Raw genomic sequence first — 18994 nt, 5'->3', positions numbered from 1 at the left:
CCTTTTCCATAACGTTATCAATTTATATACATCCGGACTTCCGGAATCAGGAATTAGCACCTTGCCTGAGGCTGGTTGCTAGCGTTTCACAGAGCCTGTCTCTCCACGCTTCTTTATAAATCGATACCCACAAAGGGATATCAGACTTGATGATGCAAATTTAGAGCAGCATTTCAAATAATCCAAATAATAATTTCATATAATTTGAAGTTAGCTGAAAAATTAATTTCATACAACTGCAAATCAGCTGCTTACACACCTTATAGTATCCGCAGCATTTATCCGCAATTTCATTATCTTTGAAAAGGTATAATTGCCTGCACATAACAATCCAATGCTATACCTGTTGTACAGGTATAAACTGTCTGACAAACCCTGATGAAAATACTCCTGACCGGCGCAAACGGCTACATTGGCAAGCGATTGCTGCCTGTGCTGATAGAGGCACAACACGAGGTGATCTGCCTGGTCCGTGATCCGCGCCGCTTTGACGTGTCTGACAGTCTGCAGGGTAAAATTCAGGTGGTAAAAGGAGATCTGCTCAAGCCGGAAAGTCTGCCGGATCTGCCCCACGACATTGAAGCCGCCTATTACCTGGTGCATTCCATGGGCTCCGGCTCGGCAGACTTCGAGACGGCAGAAAAAGCATCGGCCACGAACTTTGTCAACTACCTCAACACTACCAGCGCAAAGCAGATAATTTACCTTAGCGGCATCGCCAATGATGCACATCTGTCCAAGCACCTGACTTCACGCCGACAGGTGGAGGACGTGCTTGCGCCAGCCAAAGCATCACTCACGGTGCTTCGGGCGGCCATCATCATCGGGTCGGGCAGTGCTTCCTTTGAGATCATCCGCGACTTGGTTGAAAAGTTACCTGTAATGGTGACACCCCGCTGGCTCAACTCCCGCTGCCAACCCATCGCCATTCGCGATGTCATGTTTTACCTGACTGCAGTGCTCGGCCACGCAGACTGTTATGACAGACGCTTCGAGATCGGCGGGGCCGATGTGCTCACCTACAAGCAGATGCTTTTGCAACTGGCCCGGGTCCGAAACCTGAAGCGGCACATCTTCACCCTGCCGGTGCTCACACCCAAACTTTCCTCCTACTGGTTGTACTTTGTTACGAGTACCAACTACGCCTTGGCCCGTAGTCTGGTAGAGAGCCTGCGCAACGATGCGGTGGTGAAAGACAGCAGTATAGAGCAGCTGATCCCGCACAAGTGCCTGAGCTACGAGAGTGCTCTAAATCTGGCTTTTACCAAGATGGAGCAAAACATGGTGGTGTCGAGCTGGAAGGATGCACTGGTAAGTGGCACCATCGAACTCAACTTCATGGATTTTGTACAAATACCAGAACACGGCGTACTCACCGACAGGCAGCGCATGCGCTTCGACAGAGCTCCCGAACAGGTGATGGATAACATTCTGCGCATCGGCGGGGAGCGCGGCTGGTACAAGACCGATTTCCTATGGGAGATACGTGGCCTGCTCGATAAAATGGTGGGAGGCGTTGGCTTGCAGCGCGGCAGACGTCACCCCTCCGATATCAGAGCCGGCGATTCTATTGATTTCTGGCGGGTACTGGCCGTTGACCGTAAGGGCGATCGTTTGTTGCTTTATGCTGAAATGAAACTTCCCGGCGAGGCCTGGCTACAGTTTAAAATATGTCGTGAGGCCGATAGCAACTACCTGGAGCAGCTAGCCGCTTTCCGGCCGGACGGGCTGGCAGGCAGACTGTACTGGTATGCCATGCTGCCCTTTCATTTTGTCATTTTTAAAGGAATGGCGCACAACATTATTCATTACAGGGAGCCGCTGAGGGATAAAATTTTGCCCCCGACACAACATTCTCAATAATGTACAAACAATAGATTTCATAATATAAAACTTTCACTATACTCAGGAGTATATAGCAATGTCAAAACTCAGATAGCCCCCCGTCTGCGAAGGCATTTTACATTTATACCTATACCTTATAACTCTGACCGACAAAAATATTTTAACTTTGTCCTTCTCAAACCCAACAGACCTAATGGAGGCCATAAAAGAAACTAACTTCTCCTTCGCCGGACAGACCGGTTTTTATAGAGGCAAGGTACGCGATGTTTATTTTTTCAGTAACCGTCTGGCAGTACTAGCCACTGACCGTATCTCGGCTTTTGATGTGGTGCTACCAAGAGCTATACCTTATAAAGGCCAGGTATTGAACCAAATAGCGAGCTTAAACCTTAAAGCTACTTCAGACCTGGTACCGAACTGGGTGTTATCGACGCCAGACCCGAACGTAACGATCGGTTACCGTTGCGAACCCTACAAGGTGGAGATGGTGATCAGAGGTTACCTGGCCGGACATGCATGGCGTGAGTACAAGGCCGGCAAACGCAGCGTATGCGGGGTAGCACTGCCGGAAGGCCTGCGCGAGAATGACAGATTACCGGAACCGATCATCACCCCGACGACCAAAGCTGACGAAGGACACGATGAGGACATCTCGCGTGAAGAAATTATAGCGAAAGGCATTGTATCTGAGCAAGAATATATTAAATTAGAAGCTTATACCCGGGCACTCTTTGCGAGAGGCACGGAACTGGCCGCACAGCGCGGACTGATACTGGTCGATACCAAGTATGAGTTTGGAAGCTACAACGGCGAGGTATACCTGATCGACGAGATTCATACGCCGGACTCTTCGCGCTACTTTTACCTGGAAGGGTATGAGGCGCGTCAGGACAGCGGCGAGTCGCAAAAGCAGCTGTCGAAAGAGTTTGTACGACAGTGGCTGATCGAAAATGATTTTCAGGGAAAAGAAGGGCAAACTGTACCTGAAATGACCGATGAAGTGGTGCATAGTATTTCGGACCGCTACATTGAGCTTTACGAGGTTTTCACAGGGCAGGCTTTTCATAAAGAAAGTTACGATAATGTGCTCTCACGCATTGAGAGTCACATCGTAGAAAACATTTTTAACGAGAAAAATTAGAATTATTAACGTGGATTTTGGTACATTCGCGTTTAAATCCTTTACTGGTAGATCTATGAAGTACACGATTGATAAGAAAGAAAACTACACGATTATCACGATAGACGAGAAGAAACTTGATACTTCAATCGCTCCGGATTTAAAATCTGAGTTCGTGAAATTGAACGCTGAAGGGATCACCAACCTGATTCTTGACCTCAATAACGTAAAATATACTGACTCTTCGGGGCTGAGCTCTATCCTGATCGCTAACAGACTGTGCAACTCTTCAAACGGTTTGCTGATTCTGACAAGCCTGCAGGACCATGTGATGAAACTGATCACGATCTCTAAACTGGAGTCTGTACTTAACATCCTTCCAACAGTGGAAGAGGCAATCGACCGCGTGTTTCTGCACGAGATCGAGCAGGACCTGACCAACAAGGAAGACTAACAAATCCAATTTCGTGGATTTCGAACTCAGGATACTCGGCAGTTCGTCGGCCACACCTTCGGCAAACCGGCACCATACCGCCCAATTGCTGACCATCGACAATCAACTACACCTGATTGATTGCGGAGAAGGAACCCAAATGCAGCTGATGCTTTACAAGATAAAGCATCAGCGCATTTCTAACATCTACATCAGCCACCTGCATGGCGACCATTACTTTGGTCTGGCAGGTCTGCTTTCTACCATGCACTTGCAGGGCCGCCAACAGCCACTGCATCTCTTCGGCCCTCCCGGCCTCTCCGAAATCCTTAGCCTGCAGCTCAAATACTCCGGCACCAACCTGTGCTACAAGCTTATTTTTCATGAGCTTGACACGACCTGCTACCGCAAAATTTACGAGGACAAAAAGATCACGGTACATACCATTCCGATGGAGCACCGTATTCCCTGCTGCGGTTTCCTGTTCCGCGAAAAACCCAAGCCACGACCGTTGATCAAAGAGAACCTGCCTGGCTTCCTGACGCCGCCGCAACTTGTGCGCCTGAAGTGGGGCGAGGACGTACACGACGAACAGGGTAATGTGCTGGTACGCAACTCGACAGTCACGCTGGAGCCCAAGCGCAGCCGCAGCTATGCTTATTGCGCTGACAGCAGGTATAAGCCTGAGTTACTCCCCTACCTGCGGGGCGTGGACCTGCTTTACCACGAGGCCACCTTTATGAACGAGCTCCAGGAACGGGCCCACTATACCTTCCACAGTACCGCCCGACAGGCCGCCGAAATGGCCGCAGCCGCACAGGTACGTCATCTCTTGCTAGGTCACTTTTCGGTGCGCTACAAAGACCTGACGCCCCTACTCACAGAAGCACAGGAAATATTCCCAAAGACCGATCTGGCCGTAGAAGGAAGTATATTTTGTGTGCTGGAATAAGCCCAGTTACGCCCCCATCTGCCGGATCGTTAACCTCAAAATTGCTATATTGCTGCAGCATAACTATACCTATGGCGGCAAACACTTCCCTTGAGAAAAAACGCACCAACCTGTTCCTCGTCCTGAGTGGCATCTTTCTGGCTAACGCCCTGCTGGCTGAACTGATTGGGGTAAAGATATTTTCGGCAGAAGCACTGTTTGGCATGCCGGGTGCCCAGATCGGGATCATGGGAGAGAAATTTGACTTTAACCTCACTGCCGGTGTTATTATCTGGCCCGTCGTGTTTGTGACCACCGACATTATCAACGAGTATTTCGGCAAGCCGGGTGTGAAGAAAATCAGCCTCCTCACCGTTGTTCTGATCCTGTATGCTTTCCTGGTCATCACTATCGTAACGGGTCTGCCGCCTGCCGCTTTCTGGCTGGAACTCAACAACCAGGATGCAACCGGCAATCCCTTCAACATCGACTACGCTTTCAACTCCATTTACCGGCAGGGGCTGGGCATAATTATCGGCTCGATGGTCGCTTTCCTGATCTCGCAGTTTCTGGATGCCACCGTTTTTCACTGGCTGCGCGGTTTTACGGGGAGCAGCAAAATCTGGCTGCGGGCGACGGGCTCTACGCTGGTTTCGCAGTTGATCGATAGTGTGGTTGTGTTGTTTGTGGCTTTCTACATTTTCGGAAACTGGCCTCTTTCGATGATCATGTCGGTGGCGGCGATCAACTATATTTACAAATTCTTTATTGCCATCGCCCTCACTCCTGTGCTATACCTGGCGCATTACCTGATAGACGGTTACCTTGGTCGTCGCACTGCTGAAAACATGATAGAGACTGCTGCTGATGACAGCAAGGAATAGCCTGTGTTATAAAATAAATTTGCTTTTGAATTGATTACAGCCTTATCTTTGCGGTCTTGCAAAATACAATGGCTGCACACTTAGCACATACACAGATTTTCATTACGGGGTACGTCCTGCACGACCTCTAAGAGTACCCATTTCCGCGACCGGGCTTGTGTAGCTCACCTATACCTTATTTTTTTACCTTAAATTTCAGAAGGGACAGCTATGTTCAGAGGCATCCTTTTGGTATTTCTCGGAGCTTGCAGCTTCGGCATACTATCCACATTCGTAAAACTGGCTTACAAAGAAGGCTATACCTTGGGTGACGTAACGGGCACACAGGTTTCCTTTGGCTTTGTTATACTTTGGGGTATTGTGCTGGTGCGCCAACTGCTGGGCCGCCGCAGCCTTGGTGTTTCGACTCTGGATAAGCTCAAACTAGTGGCAATGGGTACGAGTACGGGCCTGGTGAGCATCTTCTATTATAAGTGTGTTCAGGCCGTGCCGGCCTCCATCGCCATCCTACTGCTGATGCAGTTTACCTGGATGAGCCTTTTACTAGAGTCGGTGATCAAGCGCAAAATGCCACAACCGTCGCAGGTGATTATGGTGCTGCTGGTGCTGTTGGGTACGGCCATGGCGGGCAGACTTTTCTCCGGTGCTATACCTGACTTTGACCTGGCGGGTGTCGGCTTCGGACTGCTGGCGGCTGCCTGTTATTCCGTATTTCTGATGATAAACGGTGCAGCTGGCAACAACCTGCACCCGGCTACCAAGAGTGCCCTGCTGTTAACGGGTGCCACTATACTTGTGCTGAGCATTTTCCCACCAATGTTTCTGTTTAACGGAGCTTTGGGTGATGGCCTGCTCAAGTGGGGCTTGCTGCTGGCTGTGTTTGGTACAGTCATTCCGCCGCTGTTCTTTGCCTATGGCATACCTAAAACCGGCTTAGCGCTAAGCGCCATTTTAAGCTCGGCGGAGTTGCCGGTGGCTGTGGCCATGTCGTACCTGGTGCTGCAGGAAGAGGTATGGACGGTACAGTGGCTGGGAGTAGCACTGATCCTTGTAGCTATTTCGGTGAGCAACCTGAACAGACTATACCAAAAAAATAAAAAGCTGACTCCAGCCTAAATATTATAAGATTGATTTTTTATTTAACCCGAGCAAGCCTATGATGTAATTGACTTAGAATAATAAGATTTGATTTGATTTTTTTTTGAATGGCTGGGTGCCTGCTCTTAAGTGAAGCGCCTGGCCATTTGCTTTTACAGGAGAATAGGCAGCACACTATTTCAAAAACGATGCAATTTATGCTCAGCCCTTCACTTTGCTCCAACCCCACTGCGCTGCTTCCGTATCTCACATCCTGACACAAGGCCATGTGGCAACCGCTCCTGCATCAGCTTCGCTGCAGCACACAATAAATTATATTTTCAACAGTTAAATCAGAAATAGCCCGGTCAGAAATGTGGTTTTGAAAAACTGGTATATTTTGTGATAAGATCACCCCGAACGACAAACACGAAACGACATGAAAGCAATAATCGCACTTTTCGTCCTATTCTCTCTCACCTTGGGCCTGCAGCAAGTACAGGCGCAATCTGGCAAAAGCTACAAAGAATGGCTGGAGGAAAACCGCGGCGGTAAGAAGACAGCAGCAAAAGCCCCGGCAAAATCAAAAGCCAAAACCACAGCCAAGCCAGTAAAAGCCGAGGCCACATCAGCAGCTGAGCCTACCCTTGAAGCAACTCCTTTGTTAGCTCCACCAAGTGGCACTTTCCGCGGCACACTGGCTTGCAAAGACTGCCAGGGTATCCAGACAGAGTTGACGCTGAACACTGGCGCAAAGGGCTCAAATGGATCGTTCAACATGAAACAGGTATACATGGGCAAACCGGCAGACAAAAGTGTAGTGAACAGCAGCGGCAAGTGGTTTCTGGCCAAAGGCAACAAGCAAAACCCGGATGCTGTAGTGTTGCAGCTTATACCTACGGCCGGCGACATCGACCCCATGTACTTTCTGCAGGTAAGCGACACGGAAGTAAAGCTGCTGACCAAAACGCAGGACGAGATTGGAAGCTCAAAAAATCACTCGCTCAGGAAACTTTAAAGCTACAGGTATAGAATTGTCGTAGTCGGGCTAGGCGTGTTTTCAGCAATTTGCGTTATTTTTGCAATTGTAAACCATTCCCCCGACTATGGCACGATACCTTACGGGCATTCAGAGCACAGGCCGTCCCCACTTGGGCAACCTGCTGGGTGCTATCCTTCCAGCCATCGAACTTTCGAAGGCATCGCAGGAGCAGGCGCTTTACTTTATAGCCGACCTGCACTCACTTACTACTATCCGCGACCCGCAGGTGCTGCGCCACAACACTTACTCGGTAGCCGCCGCCTGGTTGGCCTGTGGCTTCGATACTGATAAACACATCCTCTACCGCCAGTCGGACGTGCCGATGGTAACCGAACTGACCTGGTACCTCAACTGCTTCGCTCCCTTCCCGATGCTGGCCAATGCGCACTCGTTCAAGGATAAATCGAGCCGCAGAGGACTGGCTGACGTGAACGCAGGTCTGTTTACTTACCCGGTGCTGATGGCAGCCGACATCCTGATGTATGACGCCAACATCGTGCCGGTAGGCAAAGACCAGATCCAGCACCTCGAGATTACCCGTGACATTGCCAGTTCGTTCAACCACATTTACGGTGATACGTTTGTGCTGCCGGATGCGAAAACGGATGAGACGGTGATGACTGTGCCGGGCGTTAACGGCGAGAAAATGAGCAAATCTTACGGCAACATCATCGATATTTTTGAGGCCGACAAGCCGCTGCGCAAAACGATCATGAGCATTGTGACGGACAGTACGCCGCTGGAAGACCCTAAAGATCCGGACGAGGACACTACCTTTAGACTTTACAGTCTGCTCGCTTCTCCGGAAGAGATTCTGCAGATGCGCAATAACTACCAGAACGGTGGCTACGGCTACGGACATGCCAAGCAAGCATTGTATGAGTTGATTGTGCGCAAGTTTGCCAAAGAGCGTGAGCTGTTCAATTACTACATGAACAACCTGCCCGAAATAGACAAGAAATTATTGGAAGGCGCTGAAAAGGCGAAAGCCATTGCCACGCCAGTTTTGGAGCGCGTGCGCCAGAAGCTAGGCTACTAAGCGCTATACCTGCCAAATGCAAATCGGCTGCTGAAATCATTCAGCAGCCGATTTGCATTTATACCTATACCTTAAGGTTATACCTATCCTAGGCTCCGGTTCCGATCGGGCGATCGTTGCGCGACCACTCGCTCCAGGAACCCACATAGAGTGTCGGTATACCTAAGCCGGCATAATCCATGGCAAGCACCGTATGGCAGGCCGTTACCCCGGAACCACAGTGCACCGCTACATGGTCCATTGCACGACCGTCCAACAAGGTTTCGTATTTTTCCCGCAGCACTTCAGGTGATAGGAAAGTACCATCTGCTGCCAGATTTTGTTGAAAAGGAATGTTCGTAGCTCCCGGAATATGTCCGGCTATCAAATCGATTGGCTCGGTTTCCCCACGATAGCGGGCCGCATCCCGTACATCCACCACCAAATAGTCCGGGTCCTTAACAACCTTCGCAACTTCTTCCATCGAAATGGTTGGCAGTTCCCAGGCTTTGAATGGGTATGGCTCCACTGGCATTGGCTGTTCTTCTCCGCTGCTCACAGGTATACCGGCCGCCATAGCCGCCTGATAGCCGCCATCGAGCACTTGTACCTGGGTGTGTCCGGCAGCGCGCAGCATCCACCAGAATCGGGAAGCGGCGTTGGCACCGCTCATATCATCATATACTACCAAACGGCTGCCATGTACTATACCTAAGCGGCCCAGCAGTTCGGCAAATTTTTCCGGTTCTGGTAGCGGGTGGCGTCCTCCCTGGGCTGCGTCAGGTTTAATATCAGCCAGATCTTTGTCCAGGTCTACATGCAGTGCCCCGGCCAGATGCTCTTGCTTGTACTTGGTGGTACTATTAGGGCCGGAGCGGGCATCGATCAATACCAGGCTTTCATTGCTCAGGATTGAAGCGAGTTCTTGGGTAGTGATGATTGGAGACATGGTATGGTGTGTTTGATGGTGAAATGTCGCGTATCAGATATGCAAAAAGTACGATGCGTAAACTTACGCAATCACATAGAGGACTTCTTTATACTCTTCTTGTTTTCAACGGTTATTTCTGAGCCTTCTGCCAGCATCACAGAAGCGGGTGTTTGGTTACTCAGAAAACTAAAAACGGGTCTGTATACCTGCCCAAAATCAACTGCTATGTTATATTCCAGCACCTCATATACCTGCCATCTTGGGTGAGTTACCTCGTACTCATTTGATTTCGTGTCGCCTACTTTCGCATAGCCCCAATAATGTTCCGTAATAAATTCTGCTTCACTTAAAGGAATAATTTCAGTGGCTTGTTTGCTTGCCTTAACACTGATGCTTTGCCATTTGGCATTCATTTTCCAGCTATACGAAACGAGCTGTTCGCTTGCACCTTCACGCCACTCGTGCCGCATCGGCAGCGTTTGATAATTCTCTTTATAGACCGTGTTGGCAACAAAGGTCAGTGCAGGTTTGGGAACGATCTCTTTGATAAACACGACGCCCCGTTTCCATACCTTGTTCTCCAGTCGCCGGACGTAAAACCGAAGATTAACCTCTTCGAAGTTTACATGAAAGGGAATTTTGATGTTCAGCAGCTTTGTGTTTAAAAACATAAACCCCACCAGACTGACATAACATTTGCCGTTCCATAAATCCAACTCTGTGCCATACGGCAGGTATGGCGCAAGCACCGACTTGTCCACCTCGTAGTTTGCCATCACTAACTTACGCCACTCTGCTTTCAGGAAACTCATTCTTGTGGGGATTTTTTATAGCTAAACAGCAGTCTATCCGACTCAAAACCAGCCGATAATAGCGGGAAGTGGCTTGCTTATTTACCGAATTGTCTCAGATGATGGTCTGAATGTTTGTATACCAGTATGCCAATCTCTTGCTTCGTCATCTTACCAAAAAAATCGTGAATAAAGGCTGGATTGTGGTAATTTTCATAAGCCTCAGTCAGTGATACCCATTTCAATTTTTCTGCTTCCAGATCTACGTCCGTTTCTTTCGGTTTGAACTGAAAGGAAGTAGGTATATTCTTATCAAAAGGCTTCTCGTCCTTTATCATTTTCCGTAACGCTATTTTGCCAAATACTTTACCCAGAAAAGACTGTTTGTAGGTATGGCTGTCCTTTCCCAAAATCCAGCCGTTCCAGTAAGTATTGTGCTCAACCATCTGGTGAATATTCATTTTGCCCCATTGAGCACTGTTGTCTGCAGTGATGGTAGCTACTCTGGCAATGACTTCATCACGTGTTGGCTTGTCAAAAATGGATTTCATTTTCTGCTCGATTTCATGGCTTTTACTTTCTTCAGGTCTGGGTCGACTGCAAATTTTTCGTATTCGGCCGTTTCCACCCCGAAGATGGCAATTTTACCTTCGCTGTTGCAATGGACCCCAAAACCGTAGGTTTTTGTCAGAGGCGATGCTCTGAAACAGGCTTGCCCCTTTGAGAAAAATTGATCTCTTGCCTGGGTGTATTCGGCTTCGGACAGATCATTTCTAGCTGCAAAAACCTGAAATAATACATCGTCAGAAGTATACCTGTACGGATGCCTGGCGATCAAATCATATTGCATTTCGGCAATCGTTTTTTTCTCGTCTTTTGATGTCGGCTTTATCCCACAATCTGTTTTTGTATCCTCTGCCACTTGAATAAAAGTGTCAAAGTAATTGGTAGTGTGAACTTTCATTTTGGTTTGATGAGGTGGTTGGTTGTGAAATTTGCTGACGGTTTGTGTGTATGACTTGTAACAGTTTTCGAAGTAATTCCTGACGTCTTGCAACAAACTTACTTGGAAGCACAAAACCTGAGTTTACCAATTTCCCACCATACATTATATGCGCTGTTATCTGCTGGTTTTTTTCTTCGCTCTTTGTTGCTTATTGTTGCCCAGACGTTCTATATAAAAGTCATAGCTCTTTTTGATCAAGTCCTCGATTTGGTCGTCAATGCCTTTTTCGTTTTCAATTATCATATGGTGCGTCCAATAGCCTTTCTTCGGCTGAACGGATTCAACTATTCTGTCACTCGATAGTTTTTCGCCGGTAACGATCGTTAGTGCTAAACTGCCCTCCGGTCTTTTAACAACCCACATTTGAGGAAGCCATACCCAAATGTATTTATACCTCTCCCCAAATGATATTTGTGTCTTGGAGACCTTTATTTCGGGAGAATAATTTCTTTCGATAACCTGTCGAAGAAGCCTGAATAATTTTAATAAGGATTCTCGCCCCTTGAAGAATTCTATGATAGCATCATCAGTTTTGTCCGCCATATTTCGAAGCGTTTAGTTGTCATCCGAGCTTGTATTACGGTTCGTATAAATGGTAGCGAGGCCGTCGGCCGCTGCTGATGGTTATGCCCTGTTGGCGAGTCGTGCTTTTTCTTTCATTATCATTACTTTTCAATTCAGCTCAATCTGCCCTTTTCAAAAATCATATTCACCCTTTCAAGTGCCACTGTGTCAGAATTGAAGTCCATGAACCCGTAAAGTCTATGGCTCTTGAGCACTCTTTCTGCTTCTATTTTAGTTAAGTCAGTTTTATTTATTAAGTCTGCCAAGGTTTCCAAATCGTTTTCTGTACTGGAGTAGCCTTCACGCATATGAGTTATTGTCACACCTTGATCAAGAATTTGGTAGAATCCCAAAAGTACGCTAGTCAGTAGAAACGCCAGACAAATCCAGAAAGCTAACCTCCATTTATTTTTCACTTATGATTCTCCTGCTGTTGGTTCTGAAAAATAAAATTTAGGGGCAATTTATATATAGTATAAAAGGAGCTGTTTCGGTTATTTGTATTATGTGCGGGGGTTAGTTTATTATACCTGAAATTCCATTATGGAACCGCTCAACCATAGTATAATACTAATATAGAAAATTTTAACAGTAGCCCAAGCTTAGAGGCAAAGTTTCTTATGGCATCATGGCAAGTTGTGAGCTGGAAGCATACTATACCTGTTTAGTCAGCTGAGTTAATCTTTGGAAGCACATTTTAATGCTCAACTCCTGCACAGAGTCAGAAAAGCCTTTCACAAAAGGCATCCAAACGTGACTAAACGTTTCAAAAAACGGATGTTCGTGACTATACACGAAAAAACCACACCCGCCCTTTATACCTAAGAGCACGTGTGGTTTTATCACAAAGCAGACCGTAGTCTGCTATTTTCTTCTAAAGCTATACCTTACTCAGCTTTCCAGAGCTCACGCTCCTGGTCGCCGATCAGCACCACAAAACGGGCAGGGTTGGCAGTCAGCACCAGGCGCATCTCTGTACCCGGAAACTCATCTGATTCTACCCACACACCCTCTTTCTCGCCATTGGCGTTCAGGATGCCACCTTCCAGCGTATTGGCCAGGTAGGCAGTGGGCAGCAGGATATCCGCGTCGGAGCGCAGCTTGCCGTGCACTTCTTCCAGCGCGTCTTCCAGGTAGTCGCCGAACTCCTCGTTGAAATCATCTTCCATATCGTGAAGTTCCTCTTCCATATCGTCGTAGCGCTCGTCGTTGTAGTCCAGCGCGTTCAGTTCTTCTTTCTTACTGATGATAGCCACCAGCGAACTGTTCAGTGCATTTGCGTTCATAGCGTCGTTCTGTTTTTTACAAAGTTGGAAACATGCTCTAGTAATTGCAAGAATTAACAATGATAATTTGCCGCAATACTTCTTTGGTTTTGATAAACGTTTAAAAGCTGTATTTTTACAGCATCTTATGATTTAAACCATATCTATACCTATGGCAACAGATATTCTGCCCCTGAACGGCACCGACCATATTGAGTTTTATGTGGGTAACGCCAAGCAGGCTGCTCACTTCTATCAGACAGCTTTCGGCTTTAAGCTGGTAGCCTACGCCGGTCCCGAAACGGGTGTGCGAGACCGTGCTTCTTATGTGGTGCAGCAGGAGAAAATCCGTTTGGTACTAACTACTTCACTGGACCCGAACTCAGATATTGCCCAGCATGTGCACCTGCACGGCGACGGTGTAAAAGTACTGGCCCTGTGGGTGGACGATGCCGAGGCGTCATTCCGTGGCACTGTAGAGCGTGGCGCAAAACCTGCCCTGGAGCCGCAGACGCTTACCGACGAGCACGGCGAAGTAAAAGTGGCCTCCATCCATACCTACGGCGATACCATCCATACCTTTGTGGAGCGCAAAAACTACAACGGTGTATTTATGCCGGGTTATGTGCCACGCCAGAGTGAGCTCGACATTGAGCCGGTTGGCCTCAAGTATGTAGACCACTGCGTAGGCAACGTAGAACTGGGCCGTATGAACGAGTGGGTAAAGTTTTATGAGGATGTGATGGGCTTTAAGCTGCTGCTTACCTTCGACGATAACGACATCAGCACGGAATATACCGCGCTTATGTCTAAAGTGGTATCGAACGGCAACGGCTACATCAAATTCCCGATCAACGAGCCGGCTGAAGGCAAGAAGAAGTCGCAGATTGATGAGTACCTGGAGTTTTACCGTGGTGCCGGCGTGCAACACATAGCCGTAGCCACCAACGACATTCTGCATACTGTAGCAGAGCTTCGCCGCCGTGGCGTGGAATTCCTGCATGTGCCGGAAACTTATTACGAAGACCTGATCGAGCGCATTGGCCACATCGACGAAGACATGGCAGATCTGCGCAAACTCAACATCCTCGTAGACCGCGACGATGAAGGCTATCTCTTGCAGATTTTCACCAAGCCGGTAGAAGACAGACCAACTGTTTTCTATGAGATCATCCAGCGCAAAGGCGCCAAATCGTTTGGAAAAGGCAACTTCAAAGCCCTGTTCGAAGCCATCGAGCGTGAGCAGGCGCTACGTGGCAACCTTTAGGCCGCAAGCAAAGTATAGCACGGTGTAAACCGAATCAGATACCTCTATTTTGATATACCGATATCACACCAGTTCTCAGAACCGCTATGCGGTAAACGAAGGGCTGGTGTGATTTTTTGTGGTGTCAGAGGTATAGAGTAAAGGAGTAAGTGGATTGGTGAGTGAGTAAAGTCCAGGTATAAATACACTAGTTTCTTTCTTAATAAACCACTGGCAGGTATAGCAAGACTAACTTACCCCTTTAGACTATGAAACAGCTCACTTCGCCAAGTGCACCAACCGACACTCCACTGTTGGGGTGAAGGGGTCCCCCTGTCAAGAGCGTTCAGCGAGTGGGGGTAGGGGGCCCTCGATTTTTGTGTCAAGACAAAAAGTAGGGCCCGCCCGGCCAGGGCAGGCTACAAAGCAACACAGGTCGCTATACCTAGGCCCTCTATACCTGGGCCAGAGGCCCCACGAAAGTAGTCACGAGCGTGGACGCTCACGCCATATAACTTTATTACTATAACAGACATTACCATCATCAACATATATTACCAAAAAGAACTATGATTGAACCAGCTATACAGCATAAAATAGACGCTTGGCTGAGCGGCAACTACGACGAGGCGACTAAATCAGAAATAAACGGATTACTGGAACGCAACGAGCACGAGGCGCTGGCCGACGCTTTTTATAAAGACCTGGAGTTTGGTACAGGCGGTCTGCGTGGCATCATGGGTGCAGGCAGCAACCGCATGAACCGCTATACCTTAGGTATGGCCACGCAGGGGCTGTGCAACTACCTGAAACAGAACTTCCCGGGAGAGCGTGTAAAAGTGGCTATCGCCCACGACTGCCGCAACAACTCCGACATCTTTGCCCGCATCGCCGCCGATATTTTCTCGGCTAACGACATAGAGGTATACCTGTTTGAGGCCCTCCGCCCTACCCCGCAATTGTCTTTCGCCATTCGTCACCTTGGCTGCCACAGCGGTGTGGTGGTAACAGCTTCGCACAACCCGAAAGAATACAACGGCTACAAAGTATACTGGAACGATGGCGCACAGGTAACCACTCCACACGACAAAAACATCATTGCCGAGGTGAACAAAATTACTTCTATCGATGAAGTAAAGTTTGAGGCGAAGCCGGGTAATATCCACATGCTCGGTCAGGAGATGGACGAAGCTTACATGGCCAAAGTGCAGAGCCTTTCCGTTTCTCAGGAAGCCATCCGCAACCAGCATGATCTCAAAATTGTATTCTCCTCGATCCATGGCACAGGTATAACGCTTGTACCGGAAGTGCTCAAGCGCTTTGGTTTCACAAACGTGTACATCGTAGAAGAGCAGGCTACACCAGACGGTAACTTCCCAACGGTGGTATACCCGAACCCGGAAGAGAAAGAGGCGATGACCCTGGCGCTGAACAAGGCCAAAGAGATAGACGCCGACTTGGTGATGGCCACTGACCCGGATTCTGACCGCGTAGGTATAGCTGTTAGGAACCTGAAGGGAGAGTTTGAACTCCTGAACGGTAACCAGACCGGTGCCCTGTTGATGAACTACCTCCTGCTAGCCTGGCAGCAAGCCGGAAAACTGACCGGCAAGGAGTTCATCGTAAAAACCATTGTGACCACTGACCTGATCAAAGACATTGCCGATAGCTACAACGTGACCCTGTATGAGACCCTGACCGGCTTCAAGTATATTGCCGAGAAGATCCGTGCGCTGGAAGGCAAAGAACTCTACATTGGCGGCGGCGAGGAAAGCTACGGCTACATGATCGGCGACTTCGTGCGCGACAAAGACGCCATCTCCGCCTGCGCCCTAATTGCTGAAATGGCAGCCGTGGCCAAAGACAGAGGCCAAACCCTAATGGAGATGCTGGTAGAGATCTACACGCAGCATGGCTTCTACAAAGAGGAACTTGTGTCCTTTACTAAAAAGGGACAGCGTGGCGCCGAGGAAATTCAGCAGATGATGGCCGACATGCGCGCCAATCCGCCTCAGACCATTGCCGGCTCTAAAGTGCTTGAGGTTAGTGATTACAAACACAGCACCCGCAAAAACCTGATTACAGGCGAAGAGTCGAAGCTGGACCTGGAGAGCTCTAACGTATTGCAGTACCTCACTGAAGACGGCAGCAAAATCTCAGCCCGCCCGTCTGGCACCGAACCAAAGATCAAGTTCTACATCAGCGTAAACGAGCCCCTGGCTTCCAAAGACGATTTTGATGCTGTTGACAAGCAGCTGAACCAGAAAATCGAGCAGATCCTGGTGGATTTGAAATTGAGGTAAGCTTTTGGCAAAACAAAGGAGGCCGGTTATGATCTATAACCGGCCTCCTTTGTTTTATACCTATACCTGCTTGAGCCGCTCGTCTAAGCCTGAGAGAATCTGAATAAATTGGTCTGACTTGAAGTCTACTTCCTTTAGGCCATCGTAAGCCTGTTCTATTTGCCCGCTACTGTATAGCTTATGCAGGCTTAAAACAAGCGTGGTTAGTTGCTGATGAAGCCGGATAAGTTGTGAGATTTCGGGCTCGCGTGCATAGCGTATGGTACCCACTGTGGAAAACCAGATGTCTATTGGACCGGCAGTGGAAAAGAAAGTCTTGTCGAATGTTCCGCCGTACAGGAATGAGCGCACCTTCGACTTATACAGAATATGCTTTATCCTGAGCTGCTGAAAATCTAACCTGGCTGCCTCCATCTACGAATTATCCCTCGCTCCCAATTTTTATCCGAATGCAAACTTAATTAGCTATTGGTTTTCCAGCTTCTTCTTAAAAAGAATTTCATTTGTTATATCATAGCCGAAAGCCAGTATACCCGTAATTTTATCGGCTTCATATATAGGCTGATAAGAGAAATTAAAGCACCTCTCTTCCATTTCGCCTGAACCCGCCTTAGGCAAAATAATAGGCACGCCCTCCGCGATGTAGGTTTCGCCCGTCTGGTATACCTTGTCGAGCAGCTCAATGAAGCCCTGCGCCTTTATATCCGGCAATGCCTCGCCCAAGGGCATTCCGATCAGGTTTCTGCCTGGATACAGTTGTTGGTACTGATCGTTCATTAACTCGAACCTGTGCTCGGGACCTCTCAGAATAACAAACATGGCCGGGGCTTCCATAATGAGCCTTTCCAGCGTTTTGCGCTCTGATTCAGCTTTTTCGTAGGCATGCTGCACCTGGTCTGCCAGCAGTACCATCTGTTCGTTGGAGTCCAGCAGTTCCTGCACCAGTTTTCTTGTATCGTGTATATCGGTAGAGCTGCCTATCCACATCGTGATGTTGCCCACAGCATCCTTCATAGGGATGGAACGGCACAGATGCCAGCGATAGATGCCATTTTTATCGCGCTTGCGCAACTCCACCTGCATCTCGGTGCCCGCCTTATGAGCAGCCTCCCATTTAGCCATCGTATTTTCCAGATCATCCGGATGTATGACCTGATGCCATCCTGTCTGCACCAACTCCTCCAGACTTATACCTGTAAATTCTTCCCAGCGCTTGTTGAAGTAAGATGGCTTTCCTTCCTGATCTACAGTAAAGATCAATTGCGGCATGGCTTCTGCCATAAACCTGAACTTCTCTTCGCTCTTCTGCAGTGCATCTTGTGTGATTTCGCGTTCAGTTACATCCAGGGGCTTCTGCATAATGTATTCTACATTGCCCGCTCTATCCAGGATCGGTATCTGAATTATCTCCCAAAAGCGCACTTCATAGCCACCTTCTTCCGATTCTGGTTTGGGAATATCGTAGCGCGTTACCGCCAGCCGCACTGTCTGTTTGGTTTCCAGCACCTGATCCAGCCCTTTTTTAACGGGGTTGTCTTGGTAGGCAAGTTCTTTCTCAGGGAATGCCTCCAAAAGAAAATGTGCTCCTACCAGCTGTTCCCTTGTACGCAGGCTGGTTTCCAGAAAGGCATCTGTTGCTGCCACAACTTTGTACTCCCGGGAGAGCACAACAATGGGTTCAGGTATACTATTAAATAATATATTAAAGTCCATAAGGATGTTACTAATGTCTGAAAAGGGTCTGAAAGATAATGAATCTTGTGCAGATACTGTGCTGCCCAGGACTAAAGCAATTCCCGCATAAGTATTGTTTCAATTTACCACGATGTTTCTGCCGGTGACAAGCAACAATTGGGATAGGGCAATAACTGTCCGTACCTTTGTATAAACAAAGAATCAATCACAATGGGCATATCATTCTCAGAAATAAGCAACATCATTCAAAACCGCAGAACGACGAAGCCTGGCAAAATGAACGGGCAGCGTATACCTGACGAGCAAATAAAGCAACTACTGGAGTTGGCCGATTGGGCTCCCACCCACGGGCATACGGAGCCGTGGCGGTTCAAGGTATTCGCTGGTGATAAAATACAGGACTTCTGCCTGGCACATGCCGAGTTGTACAAAAAGCACACGGAAGAAGAGAATTTCCTGCAGCAGCGGTATGACAAACTGCTGCACATGGGCGATCAGGCCTCGCATGTAATCGTGGCTTACATGCAGCGGGGTAACTTGCCCAAAATTCCTGCTCTGGAAGAAATAGCTGCTACTTCCTGCGCCATCCAAAACTTATTGCTGGGTGCCACGGCCTTCGGTATAGCGAGCTATTGGGGTTCTGGCGGTATGGCCTATAAACCTCCTATGAAAAATATGCTGCACCTGCGCGATGAGGATGTTGTTCTGGGTATTTTATACCTGGGCTATGCGGATGAATCTGCAGGTGAAGGCAAACGCATGGTGCCACTGGACGAGAAAGTAGAGTGGATGTAAAATCAAAAAGCCGCTGGCTCTGGGGCTTAGCGGCTTTTTAGGAATTTA

Annotated in this window: 20 protein-coding genes and 1 riboswitch; of the genes, 11 read left to right on the top strand and 9 right to left on the bottom strand. The window is 48.4% G+C overall.

What is annotated here, in order from left to right:
- Window positions 1-19: 19 nt before the first annotated feature.
- Window positions 20-122, bottom strand: a riboswitch (SAM riboswitch).
- Window positions 123-378: 256 nt separating this feature from the next.
- The 8 genes from K3G39_RS02925 (at window position 379) to trpS (ending at window position 8371) form a co-directional block, all read left to right on the top strand.
- The gene (locus K3G39_RS02925) at window positions 379-1863 is read left to right on the top strand and encodes an SDR family oxidoreductase (RefSeq protein WP_220624681.1); all 1485 of its coding nucleotides are present in this window, start codon (window positions 379-381) and stop codon (window positions 1861-1863) included.
- Window positions 1864-2038: 175 nt separating this feature from the next.
- Window positions 2039-2986, top strand: coding sequence for a phosphoribosylaminoimidazolesuccinocarboxamide synthase (locus tag K3G39_RS02920; protein ID WP_220624680.1), 948 nt, complete (start codon window positions 2039-2041; stop codon window positions 2984-2986).
- Between the two features lie 55 nt (window positions 2987-3041).
- Window positions 3042-3419 carry an STAS domain-containing protein gene (locus K3G39_RS02915; RefSeq protein ID WP_007657896.1) on the top strand — a complete coding sequence of 126 codons (378 nt, stop codon included), beginning with the start codon at window positions 3042-3044 and terminating at the stop codon, window positions 3417-3419.
- 13 nt (window positions 3420-3432) lie between these two features.
- On the top strand, window positions 3433-4350 hold the full coding sequence (locus K3G39_RS02910; protein ID WP_220624679.1) for a ribonuclease Z: 918 nt from the start codon (window positions 3433-3435) through the stop codon (window positions 4348-4350).
- Window positions 4351-4421: 71 nt separating this feature from the next.
- Window positions 4422-5213 carry a queuosine precursor transporter gene (locus tag K3G39_RS02905; RefSeq protein WP_220624678.1) on the top strand — a complete coding sequence of 264 codons (792 nt, stop codon included), beginning with the start codon at window positions 4422-4424 and terminating at the stop codon, window positions 5211-5213.
- A 210-nt stretch (window positions 5214-5423) separates the two neighbouring features.
- On the top strand, window positions 5424-6329 hold the full coding sequence (locus K3G39_RS02900; protein WP_220624677.1) for a DMT family transporter: 906 nt from the start codon (window positions 5424-5426) through the stop codon (window positions 6327-6329).
- A gap of 400 nt (window positions 6330-6729) precedes the next feature.
- Complete coding sequence (locus tag K3G39_RS02895) at window positions 6730-7308, top strand: copper resistance protein NlpE N-terminal domain-containing protein (RefSeq protein WP_220624676.1); 579 nt, start codon at window positions 6730-6732, stop codon at window positions 7306-7308.
- An 88-nt stretch (window positions 7309-7396) separates the two neighbouring features.
- Window positions 7397-8371 carry a tryptophan--tRNA ligase gene (gene trpS, locus K3G39_RS02890; protein ID WP_220624675.1) on the top strand — a complete coding sequence of 325 codons (975 nt, stop codon included), beginning with the start codon at window positions 7397-7399 and terminating at the stop codon, window positions 8369-8371.
- Window positions 8372-8459: 88 nt separating this feature from the next.
- Here the strand turns inward: trpS and K3G39_RS02885 are convergent, their stop codons facing one another.
- The 7 genes from K3G39_RS02885 to K3G39_RS02855 form a co-directional block, all read right to left on the bottom strand.
- Window positions 8460-9299, bottom strand: a complete 840-nt coding sequence (locus K3G39_RS02885) for a sulfurtransferase (protein ID WP_220624674.1) — start codon at window positions 9297-9299, stop codon at window positions 8460-8462.
- Between the two features lie 71 nt (window positions 9300-9370).
- Window positions 9371-10093, bottom strand: a complete 723-nt coding sequence (locus tag K3G39_RS02880; RefSeq protein ID WP_220624673.1) for a YqjF family protein — start codon at window positions 10091-10093, stop codon at window positions 9371-9373.
- Between the two features lie 77 nt (window positions 10094-10170).
- Window positions 10171-10623: a DUF1569 domain-containing protein gene (locus tag K3G39_RS02875; RefSeq protein WP_220624672.1), complete on the bottom strand. Its 453-nt coding sequence runs from the start codon at window positions 10621-10623 to the stop codon at window positions 10171-10173.
- Window positions 10620-11036, bottom strand: a complete 417-nt coding sequence (locus tag K3G39_RS02870) for a DUF6157 family protein (protein ID WP_220624671.1) — start codon at window positions 11034-11036, stop codon at window positions 10620-10622. The genes K3G39_RS02875 and K3G39_RS02870 overlap by 4 nt, the downstream gene beginning before the upstream one ends.
- 156 nt (window positions 11037-11192) lie before the next feature.
- Entirely contained in the window at window positions 11193-11621 is a 429-nt protein-coding gene (locus tag K3G39_RS02865; RefSeq protein WP_220624670.1) for a DUF5655 domain-containing protein, read from the bottom strand.
- A 134-nt stretch (window positions 11622-11755) separates the two neighbouring features.
- Entirely contained in the window at window positions 11756-12058 is a 303-nt protein-coding gene (locus tag K3G39_RS02860; protein ID WP_220624669.1) for a hypothetical protein, read from the bottom strand.
- A 471-nt stretch (window positions 12059-12529) separates the two neighbouring features.
- Complete coding sequence (locus K3G39_RS02855) at window positions 12530-12928, bottom strand: hypothetical protein (RefSeq protein WP_220624668.1); 399 nt, start codon at window positions 12926-12928, stop codon at window positions 12530-12532.
- Window positions 12929-13079: 151 nt separating this feature from the next.
- Here K3G39_RS02855 and hppD point away from each other — a divergent pair, with 151 nt between their 5' ends.
- Window positions 13080-14174 (top strand): 4-hydroxyphenylpyruvate dioxygenase, encoded by a 1095-nt coding sequence (gene hppD / locus K3G39_RS02850; RefSeq protein ID WP_220624667.1) that lies wholly within the window; start codon window positions 13080-13082, stop codon window positions 14172-14174.
- 548 nt (window positions 14175-14722) lie between these two features.
- Window positions 14723-16456 carry a phospho-sugar mutase gene (locus tag K3G39_RS02845; RefSeq protein WP_220624666.1) on the top strand — a complete coding sequence of 578 codons (1734 nt, stop codon included), beginning with the start codon at window positions 14723-14725 and terminating at the stop codon, window positions 16454-16456.
- Between the two features lie 60 nt (window positions 16457-16516).
- Here K3G39_RS02845 and K3G39_RS02840 read toward each other — a convergent pair whose 3' ends face one another.
- A complete protein-coding gene (locus K3G39_RS02840; protein WP_220624665.1) occupies window positions 16517-16870 on the bottom strand; it encodes a histidine kinase in 354 nt (117 codons plus the stop codon).
- Window positions 16871-16921: 51 nt separating this feature from the next.
- Entirely contained in the window at window positions 16922-18169 is a 1248-nt protein-coding gene (locus K3G39_RS02835) for a PAS domain-containing protein (protein WP_220624664.1), read from the bottom strand.
- 192 nt (window positions 18170-18361) lie between these two features.
- Here K3G39_RS02835 and K3G39_RS02830 point away from each other — a divergent pair, with 192 nt between their 5' ends.
- Window positions 18362-18946 carry a nitroreductase gene (locus K3G39_RS02830; RefSeq protein WP_220624663.1) on the top strand — a complete coding sequence of 195 codons (585 nt, stop codon included), beginning with the start codon at window positions 18362-18364 and terminating at the stop codon, window positions 18944-18946.
- Window positions 18947-18994 lie beyond the last annotated feature (48 nt).

This window comes from Pontibacter sp. HSC-14F20, from assembly GCF_019599265.1.
Lineage (GTDB): Bacteria > Bacteroidota > Bacteroidia > Cytophagales > Hymenobacteraceae > Pontibacter.
This window is presented reverse-complemented; position numbering and strand designations above follow the sequence as displayed.